14 protein-coding genes are annotated in these 14,181 nt (G+C 71.2%); 7 read left to right on the plus strand and 7 right to left on the minus strand.

What is annotated here, in order from left to right:
* Positions 1 to 91: 91 nt before the first annotated feature.
* On the plus strand, positions 92 to 1,765 hold the full coding sequence (locus ABZT93_RS32800; protein WP_356111531.1) for a penicillin-binding transpeptidase domain-containing protein: 1,674 nt from the start codon (positions 92 to 94) through the stop codon (positions 1,763 to 1,765).
* A 13-nt stretch (positions 1,766 to 1,778) separates the two neighbouring features.
* Here the strand turns inward: ABZT93_RS32800 and ABZT93_RS32805 are convergent, their stop codons facing one another.
* Complete coding sequence (locus tag ABZT93_RS32805; protein ID WP_356111532.1) at positions 1,779 to 2,126, minus strand: SsgA family sporulation/cell division regulator; 348 nt, start codon at positions 2,124 to 2,126, stop codon at positions 1,779 to 1,781.
* 168 nt (positions 2,127 to 2,294) lie between these two features.
* On the opposite strand from ABZT93_RS32805, the gene ABZT93_RS32810 reads away from it, so the two are divergent.
* The 6 genes from ABZT93_RS32810 to ABZT93_RS32835 all read left to right on the plus strand — a co-directional run bounded on the left by ABZT93_RS32810 (position 2,295) and on the right by ABZT93_RS32835 (position 7,081).
* The gene (locus tag ABZT93_RS32810; RefSeq protein WP_356111534.1) at positions 2,295 to 3,338 is read left to right on the plus strand and encodes an energy-coupling factor ABC transporter permease; all 1,044 of its coding nucleotides are present in this window, start codon (positions 2,295 to 2,297) and stop codon (positions 3,336 to 3,338) included.
* A 1-nt stretch (position 3,339) separates the two neighbouring features.
* Positions 3,340 to 4,101 carry a cobalt ECF transporter T component CbiQ gene (cbiQ, locus tag ABZT93_RS32815; RefSeq protein ID WP_356111536.1) on the plus strand — a complete coding sequence of 254 codons (762 nt, stop codon included), beginning with the start codon at positions 3,340 to 3,342 and terminating at the stop codon, positions 4,099 to 4,101.
* Positions 4,089 to 4,862 carry an ABC transporter ATP-binding protein gene (locus ABZT93_RS32820; RefSeq protein ID WP_356111537.1) on the plus strand — a complete coding sequence of 258 codons (774 nt, stop codon included), beginning with the start codon at positions 4,089 to 4,091 and terminating at the stop codon, positions 4,860 to 4,862. Before cbiQ ends, ABZT93_RS32820 begins: the two co-directional genes overlap by 13 nt.
* Positions 4,859 to 5,320 (plus strand): MarR family transcriptional regulator, encoded by a 462-nt coding sequence (locus ABZT93_RS32825; RefSeq protein ID WP_356111539.1) that lies wholly within the window; start codon positions 4,859 to 4,861, stop codon positions 5,318 to 5,320. Before ABZT93_RS32820 ends, ABZT93_RS32825 begins: the two co-directional genes overlap by 4 nt.
* 107 nt (positions 5,321 to 5,427) lie before the next feature.
* Entirely contained in the window at positions 5,428 to 5,874 is a 447-nt protein-coding gene (locus ABZT93_RS32830; protein WP_356111541.1) for an organic hydroperoxide resistance protein, read from the plus strand.
* Positions 5,875 to 5,920: 46 nt separating this feature from the next.
* Entirely contained in the window at positions 5,921 to 7,081 is a 1,161-nt protein-coding gene (locus ABZT93_RS32835) for a serine hydrolase domain-containing protein (RefSeq protein ID WP_356111542.1), read from the plus strand.
* A gap of 13 nt (positions 7,082 to 7,094) precedes the next feature.
* On the opposite strand, the gene ABZT93_RS32840 is transcribed toward ABZT93_RS32835, so the two are convergent.
* The 6 genes from ABZT93_RS32840 to ABZT93_RS32865 form a co-directional block, all read right to left on the minus strand.
* Positions 7,095 to 7,370 (minus strand): DUF1876 domain-containing protein, encoded by a 276-nt coding sequence (locus ABZT93_RS32840; RefSeq protein ID WP_356111544.1) that lies wholly within the window; start codon positions 7,368 to 7,370, stop codon positions 7,095 to 7,097.
* Positions 7,371 to 7,484: 114 nt separating this feature from the next.
* Positions 7,485 to 10,220 carry a bifunctional YncE family protein/alkaline phosphatase family protein gene (locus ABZT93_RS32845; protein WP_356111546.1) on the minus strand — a complete coding sequence of 912 codons (2,736 nt, stop codon included), beginning with the start codon at positions 10,218 to 10,220 and terminating at the stop codon, positions 7,485 to 7,487.
* 4 nt (positions 10,221 to 10,224) lie between these two features.
* The gene (locus ABZT93_RS32850) at positions 10,225 to 11,580 is read right to left on the minus strand and encodes an ABC transporter permease (protein WP_356111548.1); all 1,356 of its coding nucleotides are present in this window, start codon (positions 11,578 to 11,580) and stop codon (positions 10,225 to 10,227) included.
* A complete protein-coding gene (locus ABZT93_RS32855) occupies positions 11,577 to 12,521 on the minus strand; it encodes an ABC transporter ATP-binding protein (RefSeq protein ID WP_356111550.1) in 945 nt (314 codons plus the stop codon). The genes ABZT93_RS32850 and ABZT93_RS32855 overlap by 4 nt, the downstream gene beginning before the upstream one ends.
* 184 nt (positions 12,522 to 12,705) lie before the next feature.
* Positions 12,706 to 13,551, minus strand: coding sequence for an EamA family transporter (locus ABZT93_RS32860; protein ID WP_356111552.1), 846 nt, complete (start codon positions 13,549 to 13,551; stop codon positions 12,706 to 12,708).
* The gene (locus tag ABZT93_RS32865) at positions 13,548 to 14,057 is read right to left on the minus strand and encodes a YbaK/EbsC family protein (protein ID WP_356111554.1); all 510 of its coding nucleotides are present in this window, start codon (positions 14,055 to 14,057) and stop codon (positions 13,548 to 13,550) included. The genes ABZT93_RS32860 and ABZT93_RS32865 overlap by 4 nt, the downstream gene beginning before the upstream one ends.
* Positions 14,058 to 14,181 lie beyond the last annotated feature (124 nt).

The raw sequence follows: 14,181 nt of genomic DNA on the forward strand, positions 1-14,181 counted from the left end.
CCCCGGCAGGACGGGGACTCTAGGCTGTTGCCGTCGTTGGGATGGATGAGGGCGACGAGGACCCTGGGAACTGGCGGAGGAAACGAAAGCCGTGGGCAGCAGAAGGCGCGTCGCCGAGCGACGGAAGACCAAGCCCGCCGTGGTCGGCGGGATGATCGCCGTGGTCGTCGGCGGCGCCGGCTTCGGCGTCTACGCGCTGTACGGCGCCGGGGCCGCGGCCGACGACCGGACCCAGAACACGTCCGCGTCCGCCGAGGACCACCGGCCGAAGGTCAAGACCGGCCCGCTGTCCGCGACCGAGGTCACCACCACCGCGACCACCTTCCTGACCTCCTGGCAGCAGGGCAGGGTGAGCGCGGCGGCCGCCGCGACGAGCGACACCAAGGCCGCCACCACCCTGCTCACCGGCTACACCAAGGACGCCCACATCACCGGCGTCACCCTCACCCCAGGCACCCGCACCGGCGACAAGGTGCCCTTCTCCGTGAAGGGCACGGTGTCGTACAAGGGCCTCACCAAGCCGCTCACCTACGCCGGCTCGCTGACCGTCGTCCGCAACACCGCCACCGGGAAGCCGCAGGTCGCCTGGACCGCCTCGGTCGTCCACCCCGACCTCAAGGACGGCGACACACTGGTCACCGGCGAGTCCGGGACCCCGCCGATCAAGGCCGTCGACCGGGACGGCGGCGAGATCACCGAGGCCAGGTACCCGTCTCTGGGCACGGTGCTGGACGGCCTGCGCGACAAGTACGGCAAGAAGGCCGGCGGCAAGGCGGGCATCGAGCTGCGCGTGATCCGCGGCAAGGACTCCAAGTCCTCCGACAAGACCCTGGTGGAGCTCAGCAAGGGCACCCCGGGCACCGTGCGGACGACCCTGAACCCGGGGCTCCAGGAGGCGGCCGAGGCGCAGGTCGCCAAGCAGGCGCGGTCCTCGGTCGTGGTCCTGCGCCCCTCGACCGGTGAGATCCTCGCGGTGGCCAACGCCGGCCACGGCTTCAACACCGCCTTCCAGGGCTCCCTCGCCCCGGGCTCCACGATGAAGGTCATCACCTCCTCGCTGCTCATCGAGAAGGACCTCGCGTCGGCGGACAAGCCGCACCCGTGCCCCAAGTACGTCACGTACGGCGGCTGGAAGTTCCAGAACGACGACAAGTTCGAGATCAAGGGCGGCACCTTCAAGGCGAGCTTCGCCCGGTCCTGCAACACCGCCTTCATCAGCCAGGCGGGCAAGCTGGACAACGACAGCCTGACCAAGCAGGCCCAGCAGGTCTTCGGCCTGTCGATGGACAACTGGGCGATCGGCGTCCCGTCCTTCGACGGCTCGGTGCCGGTGCAGAGCGCGGCCCAGAAGGCGGCCTCGCTCATCGGCCAGGGCGGGGTCCGGATGAACCCGCTGAACATGGCGTCCGTGTCCGCCACCATCGAGTCGGGCACCTTCAAGCAGCCCTACCTGGTCTCCCCCTCGGTCGACAACCGCACCCTGGCCACCGCCTCGCGCACGATGTCCTCGGCCACGCTGTCGCAGCTGCGTGAGCTGATGGCGTACACGGCGGGCTACGGCACGGCGGCCGAGGCGATGTCCGGGGTGTACGGCAACGTCGGCGCGAAGACCGGCTCCGCGGAGGTCGACGGCCAGAAGAAGCCGAACGGCTGGTTCACCGCGTACCGGGGTGACCTCGCGGCCGCGGGCGTGGTCCAGGCGGGCGGCCACGGCGGCGACACGGCGGGCCCGATCGTGGCGACCCTGCTGAAGATGGGCGGCTGACCGCTTACATCGGTCAGCCCCGGACGGGCGCGGCGGCCATGTAGGTGCGGCGCAGGAACCTGAGCAGGGTCTTCTGCTCGAACTGCACCACCGACACCCCGTGCGGCGAGTGGAACTCCACCACGGCCTGCACCCGGCCGCACGGCCACACCCGCACCGCACCGCTGCCGACCGGCGCCCTGAGTCCCTGCTCCAGCAGTGCCCGCGAGAAGGTCCATTCGGGTGTGCCCGGCAGGCCGATCCGTACCGAGCGCGGGTCGCTCTCCGGGTCGTAGCGCAGGACCACCGGGACCGCCTCGTCCTCCGCGATGTCCACGTCCGAAATGATGTGGGCTCGCGCGTACTGTTCGACTACAGACATCGTGACGGCCCTCTCACGCTGCGTAACCTGTGCGGAAGCTGTGCATCCATTCCCTCCCCAGAGTCGCACATTTCCTGTGTTCCGCCCCCGGAGCCGAAAGCCTGCGACTTGCTGTTCGTGGCGCGACTCTCTTGCAAAGAGTTCGCAACAAGCCACTATCATCGAACGGTGCATGTGCCTGACGGATTCATAGACGCCCCCATCTCGGCGGCGACCGGCGTGGTCGCCGCGGCCGCCGTCGCGGTGAGCCTGCGCGGTGCCCGCCGTGAACTGGACGAACGCACCGCGCCCCTGGCGGGCCTGGTCGCGGCCTTCATCTTCGCCGTGCAGATGCTGAACTTCCCCGTCGCCGCGGGGACCAGCGGACATCTGCTCGGCGGGGCACTGGCCGCGATCCTCGTGGGCCCCTACACCGGTGTCCTGTGCGTCTCGGTGGTCCTGCTCATGCAGGGCATCCTCTTCGCGGACGGCGGCCTGACCGCGCTCGGCGTGAACATCACCGACATGGCCGTCGTCACGACGGTCGTGGCGTACGCCGTCTTCCGCGGGCTGGTGAAGGTGCTTCCGCGCAAGCGCGGTTCGATCACCGTGGCCTCCTTCGCGGCGGCCGTACTCTCGGTGCCCGCCGCCGCCGTCGCCTTCACCCTGATCTACGCCGTCGGCGGCACCACCGACGTCTCCATCGGCAAGGTCGCCACCGCGATGATCGGCGTCCACGTCCTGATCGGCATCGGCGAGGCGGTCATCACCGCGCTGACGGTCGGTGCCGTCGTCGCCGTACGCCCCGACCTGGTGTACGGGGCGCGGGGCCTTCAGCAGAAGCTCAAGCTGCGGGTCGACGGCGAGCTGATCGACGTGCCGGACACCGCGCCGGTCGCCGCCGCCCGCTCCCACCGCAAGGTCTGGATCACGGGCCTGGTCGCCTCCCTCGTCCTCGCGGGCTTCGTCAGCTTCTACGCCTCCGCCAGCCCCGACGGTCTGGAGAAGGTCGCCGCCGACAAGGGCATCGACGCGAAGACCGAGAAGCACGCCACCTCCGACTCCCCGCTCGCCGACTACGGCGTGAAGGACGTCGAGAACGCCCGCCTGTCCGGGGGGCTGGCGGGCGTGATCGGCGTCGGCGTGACCGTGGTCGCGGGCACCGGCATCTTCTGGACGGTCCGCAGGCGCCGTACCACCGACGTCTCGCCCGCCGGCACGAGCGGCGTCTGACATGGGCGCCGGACACGCCCACAGGCTCTACCGGCACGGGCACTCGCCCGTGCACGCCCTGCCGCCGCACACCAAGCTCGCGGCGTCCTTCGCCTTCGTGGTGGTCGTCGTCTCGACCCCGCGCGAGGCGATGTGGGCGTTCGGCCTGTACGCCGTCCTCCTGGGCGTCGTCGCGTACGCCGCCCGCGTGCCGGCCGGCTTCCTGCTGAAGCGGCTGCTGATCGAGGTGCCGTTCGTGGCGTTCGCGGTGCTGATGCCGTTCGTCGCGGAGGGCGAGCGGGTCGAGGTGCTCGGGATCTCCCTGAGCGTGAGCGGTCTGTGGGGCGCCTGGAACGTGCTCGCCAAGGGCACCCTGGGCGTCGCCGCGTCGGTGCTGCTGGCCTCCACGACGGAACTGCGCGAACTGCTCCTCGGCCTGCAACGGCTCAGGCTCCCGCCGCTCCTCGTCCAGATCGCGTCCTTCATGATCCGCTACGGCGATGTCATCACCGACGAGATGCGGCGGATGCGGATCGCGCGGGAGTCGCGGGGGTTCGAGGCGAGCGGCGTCAAGCACTGGGGCGTTCTCGCGAAGTCGGCCGGCGCGCTGTTCATCCGCTCCTACGAACGCGGTGAGCGCGTGCACCTGGCCATGGTCAGCCGGGGGTACGCCGGTTCGATGCCGGTCATCGACGAGGTGACCGCGTCCCGGGCGCAGTGGTCGTACGCCCTCGCGCTCCCCGTCGCCGCCCTTGTCGTCTGTGTGCTGGGATGGGCCCTGTGAGCGACCTTGTGAGTACCGCGTCCCTGGAGGTATCCGGCCTCGCCTTCGCCTACCCCGACGGGCACCAGGCCCTGTTCGGCGTGGACTTCTCGATCGCGCGCGGCGAACGGGTCGCGCTGCTCGGCCCGAACGGCGCCGGCAAGACGACCCTGGTGCTGCATCTCAACGGCATCCTGAGCGGCGGGGTGGGCACGGTGAAGGTCGCCGGGCTGCCCGTGGGCAAGCAGCACATGGCGGAGATCCGGCGCCGGGTCGGCATCGTCTTCCAGGACCCCGACGACCAGCTGTTCATGCCGACCGTGCGCGAGGACGTGGCGTTCGGTCCGGCGGCGGCCGGGCTGAAGGGGCCCGAGCTGGAGGCGCGCGTGCGTACCGCTCTGGAGCGGGTCGGCATGGCGGACTTCGCGACCAGGCCCCCGCACCATCTTTCCTTCGGCCAGCGGCGCCGGGTGGCGGTGGCGACCGTCCTCGCCATGGAGCCGGAGATCCTCGTCCTCGACGAGCCCTCCTCCAACCTCGACCCGGCCTCCCGCCGCGAACTCGCCGACATCCTGCGCTCGTTGGACGTGACGGTCCTGATGGTCACGCACGACCTGCCGTACGCGCTGGAGCTCTGCCCGCGCTCGCTGATCCTGAGCGAGGGCACGATCGCCGCGGACGGGAGGACCGCCGAACTCCTCGCCGACGACGAGCTGATGCGCGCCCACCGGCTGGAGCTGCCCTTCGGATTCGATCCGCGGTCCGTGACAATGGGCGCGTGACGAACGAAGAGGACGCCGGATCGCTGCTCCTTGACGACCAGTTGTGTTTCGCGCTGTACGCCGCCCAGCGCGCGGTGACCGCCGCGTACCGGCCGCTCCTCGACGAGCTCGGGCTCACCTACCCGCAGTACCTCGTGCTGCTGGTGCTGTGGGAGCGCGGGGAGACGACGGTGAAGGAGCTGGCGACCGCCCTGCGCCTCGACTACGGCACGGTCTCGCCGTTGCTCAAGCGGCTGGAGGCGGCGGGGCTCGTGCGCCGGGAGCGCGCGGCGGCCGACGAACGCTCGGTCCTCGTGGCCTGCACAGGACGCGCCGAGGAACTCAGGGAGCGCGCGGCCTGTCTCCCGGGCGCTCTGCTCGCGGCGACGGCGCTCGACGGCACGGAGGCCGCGCGGTTGCGCGAGGACCTGCGGCGGCTCGCGCAACGGGCGGATGCGGCGGCCGAGCGCCCTCACTGACCTCCTGTTACCCGAAGTCACTACACCCTGGTGACCCGACGCAGACCTACCGGCCGGTACCTTGTGCACGATGTACTTGCGCGCACTTCTCCGGGGGGAGACCAGCCATGCTTGAGGAAACCGCCGTCGACACCCGGCCGACGAAGATCATGTACGTCGCCGAGGCCACCGCCCACGGCGGCCGCGACGGCTTTGTCACCAGCCAGGACGGCCAGATCGAGCTGAAGGTCGCGATGCCGCCCGCGCTCGGCGGGGACGGCAACGGCACCAACCCGGAGCAGCTGTTCGCCGCCGGGTACAGCTCCTGCTTCCACAACGCGCTGATCCTCGTCGGCAACCGCGAGGGCTACGACCTGACCGGCTCCACGGTCGCCGCGAAGGTCGGCATCGGCCCCAACCAGCACCGCGGCTACGGCCTCGCGGTCGCCCTGAGCGTCTCCCTCCCCGTCCTCGACGCGGACCTCGCGGCGAAGCTGGTGGACGCCGCCCACGAGGTCTGCCCGTACTCGAACGCGACCCGCGGGAACATCGACGTGACGATTCTGCTTGGCTGAGAGGGGCCCGGCGAGAGGCACCGGGCGGCGGCAGGAGGGGTACGGCGTGGACGTGAACGGCACAGTCGCCGAGGGCTTCGAGCCGGTCAGGGACGCGTTCGCGCGGAACTTCGAGGCGCTCGGGGACCGGGGCGCGGCCGTCGCCGTGTACCGGGACGGGCGCAAGGTCGTCGATCTGTGGGCCGGCATCAGGGACATCGACGGCACCGAGCCCTGGGAGCGCGGCACCGCGCAGGTCGTGCGCTCCGCGACCAAGGGCGTCGCCGCCGCCGTACCCCTGCTGCTGCACCGCCGCGGGGAGTTGGACCTGGACGCGCCGGTGGCCGAGTACTGGCCCGAGTTCAAGGCGCGCGGCAAGGAGCACGTGCTGGTCCGGCAGGTGCTGAACCATCGGGCCGGGCTGCCGGTGATCGACCGGCCGCTCACCCCCGAACAGGCCCTGGACCCGCTGAAGGGCCCCGAGGCGGTCGCCGCGCAGGCACCCGTCTGGGAGCCCGGCACGGACCACGGGTATCACGCACTGACCTACGGCTGGATGCTGGACGAGCTGGTGCGACGGGTGACCGGACTCGGGGCGGGCGAGTGGATCGCGCGGGAGATCGCCGGGCCGCTCGGGGCGGAGTTCTGGCTCGGGCTGCCGGAGGCGGAGGAGGCGGCCGGCCGGGCGGGACGGGTCGGCCGTGTCGAGGCGCCGGAGCCCACCGGCGCCCTGCGCGCCCGCCCCAAGCGGTCCGTGACCGAGGCCTACGAGGATCCCGGCTCCCTCACCCGCCGTGCCTTCGCCGCGATCACCCCCTTCCCCGACCAGAACCGACCGGAGTACCGGGCGAGTGCCATGCCCGCGACCAACGGGATCGCGACGGCCGACGGGCTGGCCCGGATCTACGCGGCGACGGTCGGCGAGGTCGACGGAGTGCGGCTCTTCGACCCGGCCACGGTCGCACTCGCCCGCACCGAGGAGTCGGCGGGCCCCGACCGTGTGCTGGTCGTCAACACCCGGTTCGGGCTGGGCTACATGCTGCACGGCAGCGCGTCGCCGTTCCTCGGCGCGGGTTCCTTCGGGCACCCGGGCCGCGGCGGCTCCCTCGGATTCGCCGACCCGGAGACGGGTGTCGCCTTCGGCTATGTCACCAACGGCTTCCGTAAGACGGTCACGGCGGATCCGAGGGCACAGGCGCTGGTCAGGGCGGTGCGGGCGGCCCTGTAGCGGCCGATACGGCTCAGACGTTGATCGAGTGGGACGTCCGTCCGGACACCTCGTCGATCTCGTCGTGCGCCTTGGTCAGCAGCTGCATCGCGAGCTCGTTCAGCGCCCGCGCCCCCGCGACCTCCTCGCCGACCCGCGGCTGATCGGGGTCGCTGCGGTGGCGGCTGGCGTGTCCGTGCGCCCGTACCTCGGTCCCGTCGGGCAGGCGGACCAGCGCGACCGCCTCCGTGTGCCGTTCCTCCTCCCGGAACTCCAGCTCGACATGCCATCCCACAGCGGTGTGCGCCATGACGGTCACCTCCGGAAACCTCTGCTTCCAGGGTGCTCCTCGCCGCGCCTCGATGCACGAGAGCGACGCGAGGCCGTCATGGCGCACACCACGGGTGGCTTCGCCGGCTCCCGGTCAGCCGTCGGACTCCGGCGACGGCAGGTAGGCGCCCGGTACCTCGGCGGGCGTGTAGACCTTCTTGTCGCCGGGGTACGGCTTGGTCCAGGCGTGCGTCTGGTACCAGGTGTAACGGTTCATCTGCTCGGCGTTGGCGTAGTCCGGCACGGCGTGCGGGCCGGTCAGGCGCTGGTGGGAGGCCCAGGTCTTCCACTGTGCGGCGAGATCCTGCTTGGCCGCCGGTACCGCCGCGGTGGTCGGCGCGGGGGCCGCGTCGGCGTCCTGGGCGGCCGGGGTGTCCGGGCCGCAGGAGGGCGTGGGGCTCACTCCGAGGGTCAGCGAGGTGCGGTTGGGCACCGCGGTGAACGGGGTGGTGTCCGGCTTGCTCGTGAACGCCCCGTACATCGGGGTGGCCGCGCTGTCCTTCTGGTTCATCGGGTGGATCCCGAGGATCTGCTCGACCGTGCGGATCATCGTGATCTGGGTGTAGTAGTGGCTGTCGACGGTGCCGTGCTGGGCGTAGGGGCTGATGACCTGGACCGGGGCCCGGTGGCCGTCGACGTGGTCGAGACCGTTCTGGGAGTCGTCCTCCACGACGAAGATCGCGGAGTCCTTCCAGTACTTGCTGTGCGAGATCTCGTCGACCATCCGGCCGACCGCGAGGTCGTTGTCGGCGACCTCGGCGGACGCGTTGGCGGGGCCGCCTGTGTGGTCGTTGGAGAACCAGAACATGTTCAGGTTCGCCGGGCCGTTCTTCTCGAAGTCCTGCTTCCAGATCTGTTCCTTGTAGATGTCCGGGACGTCGAGGTCGAACATCGGGAAGCCCTGCACCGACACGTCGTTCAGGGAGGGGATCGCCGAGCCGGTCTGGATGGGGTACTGGGTCTGCGCCCCGGTCGTGGCCATGGTCTTGCTGTCGCAGTACAGGTTCTGCCAGTTGGCGCCGGCCGGCTTGGACTCGGTCGACTGGAACTCGCCGAAGTCCTTGACCGACTTGCCCACGGCCTGTGCGCCGGTCCAGATGAAGCCGGTCTTCTGGTGGCCCAGCACGTCGTTCTCGGTGTCGTAACTGCGCGTGTACTCACCGGCGGAGGACTCGGTGTACTCCGGGTTGTCCGACTGCATCAGCCAGTTGTGGCCCTCGGCGGAGTTGGTGCCGACGTCGTAGAAGTTGTCGTAGAGGCCGAACTGCTGGGCCAATGCGTGCTGGTTGGGCGTGACGTTCGCGCCGAAGGTCGTCAGGGCCGGGTTGCCGTCGCCCTGCGGGAGGTCGCCGAAGACCTGGTCGTAGGTGCGGTTCTCCTTGACGAGCAGGAAGACGTGCTTGATCGTCGAGGGCTCGCCGAGGCGGGCGGGGACCGGGACGGCCTTGGCGTGGCTCGTGCCCTTGGCGGTGGTGACCGAGCCGGGCGTCCAGCCGTTCTGCTGGAAGACCTTGGCGGTCTGGGACCTGATCACGAGGTCGCTCGGCAGCGTGAACTGCGTGAGGCTGGACGTGGTGTCGTGGGTGCCGTGGCCGGAGGCGGTGGTGGGGCGGCGGGCGTCTATGCCGCGGGTGTTGGAGACGACGACCTGCTTGCCGACCGTGGTGATCTCGGCAGGGAAGTAGTCGGTGGGGAGCAGGCCGACGTAACTGGCGGGCTCCTGGGCGGACTTGTACCGGTACACGGCGACCGCGTTGGCGCGGCCCAGCGTCACCAGCAGGCGGCCGTCGTCGGTGAGGGTGACCGCGTCGGGCTCGTAGCCGACCTTCGCCTCGGGCCAGGGCTGGGTGGCGATGGTCTGGACGACCTTGTCCCTGCGGGTGTCGATGACCGACACGCTGTTGTCGGCGGTGTTGGTGACGAACACCGCGCCCTTCCTCGCGTACACCGCGGTCGGGTGCAGACCCACGTCGATGGTCTGGACGGCCTTGTCCGCGCGGGTGTCGATGACACTGACCGTGCCGGTGGTGGCGGCGCCGGTGTCGGGGTCGGCGGGCACCTGGGTGCCGTACGAGTTCATGGTGGTGTCACCGGCCTTCGCCGGACGGCCGCCCTCGTTGCTGACGTACAACTTCCCGCCGACCAGGGCGATTCCGCGCGGCGCGGTGCCGACGGCCCAGCTCTGCTTGATGGTGCCGGTCGCCGCGTCGAGGGCGACGACCCGGTTCTGGCCGTTGACGGCGGAGTACACGGTGGAGCCGTCGGCCGAGAACACCGCGCCACCCACGAGGGCGTGCTGGGTGCCCACGGCCGGGACGGGGACGGCCGTCGGGCCGGACAGGGTGCCGTCCGCGTTCACGGTGAACTTCGTGTAGCCGTCCGCCTGGCCCAGCCACAGCTGCTTGCCGTCGGGCGAGTAGGCCGGGCCCTCCTGGCCGACCGCGGCGCTGCTGATGCGCAGGTCGTCCGCCGCGTTGGCGCCGATCTTCTGCTTCACCTGGCCGGTCGCGAGGTCCATGATCACCAGCGCCGCGTCGCCGTCGGCGACCGCGGCCGCGAGGTGGGTGCCGTCCGGGCTGACCGTCGACGACATGATCTTGCCGTCGTTGATGACGGTCCGGCTGCCGTACGGCTTGAGGTACTGGTCGCTGGAGATGACCTCGCCCTTGGCGGTGTCCTGCGCGACCTGCTGGGTGCCGAACTGGTAGGTCGAGGCGACCGCGGTGCCGGTGACGCCGAGGGCCACGGCGATACCGGCCGTCACCAGCGTGGTCCGGCGGCTGAGGCGTCTGACCTGCTGGCGGCTCCGGCGCTGCCGAGTTACCTGCATGGGACTATCCCTTCGAGGTGGTGTCCAGCAGCTCGACGTCGCCGTCGAACTGCCACAGCGGGTTGGGCGCGTCCCCGGTGGAGGTCCGCACCAGGAAGTAGCCGTTCACTTCCTTCGGCCCGTCGCCGTCGGCGACGAACCGCCCGTCCGATCCGACGTCCAGCTGATAGACAGCCGTCCCCGCCACCGGTACGCCGGGCAGGTGCCAGGTCACGACACACCGCCAGTCATTGCCCGCCCCCTGCTGAGCGGCCTGGCCGTCGCTCTTGGTGCACGCCGCCGAGGCCCTGAGCTGTGCCTCGGTGACGGCGGGGCGGTGGAGTTGTTCGGTCTGGATGCGGTAGAGGTGGGCGAAGGCCGTGGCGAGGGAGCGCTGGACCTTGGCCTGCGTGATGCCCGACGAGTCGGTCGACACGGCGACCACCGCGACGGTGAGGGCGGTCAGAGCGGCCAGCGGCAGCACGCCCACCGTGAACGCGCGGCGCCCGGCACCGTCGTAGGCGAGGTTGGTGAAGTCCCGCCGCAGGAACAGCAGATGGGCCAGTACGGTCGCGAGCACCGCCCACGCCAGGCTGACGGCGACGCCGATCAGAAGCGGGGCGAGCTGGGCCGGGGCGGTGAACAGGCCGTTCCAGGACAGGAAGGCGTAACCGGGCAGCGCGAGGCGTACGGCGACGGGCAGCGGCAGCATCTGGACGATCTGCATGCCGAGCGCCACGAGCGGCGGCAGCAGGAGCCCCGTCGGGGAGCGGCCGAGGGCGACCGACCCGAGCAGGCCGATCGCGGCGAGGGCCAGGGTCGGGGCGAGGGCGGCGACCCAGGCGAGCAGGACCCTCCCGGCGGCGTCGGACGGGGTCAGCAGATGGCCGTCGAGGCCGACGAGCGGCTGGTTGCCGACGGACGCGAGCCCGCCGACCGCGCTGGAGCAGGCCAGCCCGGCCACGAGCACCAGGATGACGGTGAGGCCGGCCAGCACCTTCGCCACGAAGATCCGCCGCGGTGAACGGACCGCCACCAGCAGATGCCGCCAGGTGCCGAGCCGGTCCTCGGCGGCGAACACGTCACCGGCGACCACCGAAACCAGCAGCGGAAGCGCCCAGGTGCCCGCGAAACCGAGCATCACCAGTGGTCCGGCCCACCCGGTGGCGTGCATCCAGCGGCCGAACAGGGTGTCGGAGGGCAGCGTGCTCTGCTCGCTCACCCCGGCGACGAAGAGCCCCGGCAGGATCCAGCAGGCGAGCACGAGGAGCCGGATCCGCCACTGCGAGACGAGCTTGACGAGTTCGAAACGGTAGCTCCGCGGGACCGAGACGGGCCGCACGGGGACGGGGGTGGCGGACGCGGTGACGGTGGTGGTCATCTGCCTGTCTCCCGGTCCCCGGTCAGGGCCAGGAACGCGGCCTCCAAGGGCGAGACGACAGGCGCGAGTTCGCGCACCGCGACACCCGACGTCACGAGCCGCGCCACCAGGTCGTCGAGGGCGGGCACCAGCGCGCGTACGACGAGCACGTCGGCGTCCCGCGTCTGCCGTCCGGTGTCCTCGGCGATCCGGATGCCGTCCATGCCCTCGGCCAGCCGCCGCGCGGCCTCCGGGTCGGACGTCCGTACCCGGTAGTCGAGTTCACGGCTCTCGGCGGCCAGTTTGCCTAGCGGGCCGGAGAACACGACCCGGCCCGTGGCGAGGATGGTGACCTCGGAGCACATCGCCTCCAGGTCGTCCATACGGTGGCTGGAGACCACGACACTCGTGCCGTCCGCGGCGAGCCGGTTCAGGACGCCGTGCACATGCCGTTTGCCCGCGGGGTCGAGGCCGTTGGACGGTTCGTCGAGCACGAGCAGCCGCGGCCGGGTCAGCAGTGCGGCGGCGAGCCCGAGCCGCTGACGCATGCCGAGGGAGAAGCCGCGGGCCTTGTCGTCGGCCACGTCGGTGAGTCCGACATGGTCGAGCACGTCGTCGATCTCGGCCGTGGGGGCGTCCGGGCCGCGGAGTTCGGCGAGCGCGGCGAGGTTCTGACGGGCGGTGAGCGAGGGGTAGAGACCGGGCCCGTCCACGAATCCTGAGACCCCGTCGGGAGCGGCGAACGCCCGCCCGACCGGCTCGCCCAGGATCTCCAGGTCACCCGCGTCGGCGACGGCGAGCCCCAGCAGGAGCCCGAGCAGGGTCGTCTTGCCGGCGCCGTTCGGCCCGACCAGTCCGTGGATCTGGCCCCGCGTCACATCGAGGTCGACGCCGTCGAGCGCCACGACGTCACCGAAGCACTTGGTGATCCCGCGGGCCCGGACTGCGTGGAGTGCGTCCATGAGTCCCTTGCGTCCCTTCTTTCGCGGTCCGCTGGGACCTTAGGGACGCGACACAACCCGGACACACACGGCTGACTGAACGCCCAGGGAACGAACCGTCAAGGCATCGGCAAGAGTGCAAACAAATGGTCGACGTCGAGCCGGACTAGGGTCAGCTGCGGGGAGGGACCTGCGGGCCGGACGGCTAACCGGCGTGCAGCATCAGCCCGATGCCCGCGACCAGCAGCCCCGCCGCGACGATCCTCGGCGCGCCGAACCGCTCCTTGAAGAACACGGCGCCGATGGCCGCGCCGACGATGATCGAGGATTCGCGCAGGGCGGCCACGGGGGCGAGTTCGGCCTTGGTCTGGGCCCACAGGACGAGCCCGTACGCGGCCACGGACAGGGCGGCGCCGAGGAGTCCGACCCCTGCGAACGGCCGCAGTACGCCGACCAGTCGGCCGCGCCACCGGATGAGGGCGAACGCCGGGATCACCACCCCCTGCACCGCCATCAGCCAGGCGATGTACCCGAGCGAGGAACCGGAGGCGCGCACGCCGAGCCCGTCGACGACGGTGTAGGCGGCGATGGTCAGCCCGGTCGCCAACGCGGCACCGATCGCCGCCCAGTCGGGCCGGCGGCCCCGCAGCCCCCACAGGGCGACGCCGGTGAGTCCCGCGCAGGACAGGGCGATTCCGGCGGCGGCCCACCCGTCCGGCACCTCGTGGGCGAAGAGGGCGGCCAGCACGGTCACGACCAGGGGCGCGGTACCGCGCGCGATCGGATAGGCCTGCCCGAAGTCCCCGAGCCGGAAGGACTTCATCAGCAGGGCGTAGTAGGCGATGTGGATGCAGCACGAGACGAGCAGATACGGCCACGCGCCCGCCGCCGGAACCGCCGCGAACGGGATGATCGCCAGCCCGATGAGCATCCCTCCGCCCGAGATCAGGGTGAACCCGACCAGCTTGTCGGCGATCCGGTGGGCGATGGCGTTCCAGCCGGCGTGCGTGACCGCGGCGAGGAGAACGGCCGCGGTGACCAGCGGCGTCACGGGGTGCGCTCGCGGACGTCCACGAGAGTGGCGCCCGCGTGGGCGATCAGGTCCTTGGGCGCGACGGGGAACACGGCGTGCGGATCGCCGGCGGCGGCCCACACGACGTCATGGTCGAGCAGCGAACGGTCCGCGAGCACCCGGGTCTTCGTCCGGTGCCCGAAGGGCGGCACGCCCCCGATGGCGTACCCGGTCGTCTCCCGTACGACATCGGCCTTGGCCCGGGTGACCTTCTCGACGCCGAGTTCCCGCCGGACCAGTTCGACGTCGACCCGGGACGCCCCGTCCATCAGCACCAGCACCGGCACCCCGTCCGCCGCGAAGATCAGCGACTTGCAGATCTGGCTCAGCTCGCACCCGACGGCAGCGGCGGCCTCGGCGGCGGTACGGGTGGCGTCCGGGAAGCGCCGGATCCCGGCGGTCAGTTCATCGAGCCCCAGTTCCCGCAGGGCCTGGGCGAAACGGGGGTGAGCGGCCTCGGAGCCGCCGGCATCGGTGGTCGTCATGTACGGCACGCTAGCGGTGGGTGTACGGGGCATGCGACCGGGTTACAGGGTCCGCACGCCGGCGAACACGCCATCCCCCTGAGCCGTTCCCCGGTCCCCCCGGACTCTCGTCGTGCAGGATGCC

It is taken from the genome of Streptomyces sp. NPDC005303, from assembly GCF_040607335.1.
Lineage (GTDB): Bacteria > Actinomycetota > Actinomycetes > Streptomycetales > Streptomycetaceae > Streptomyces.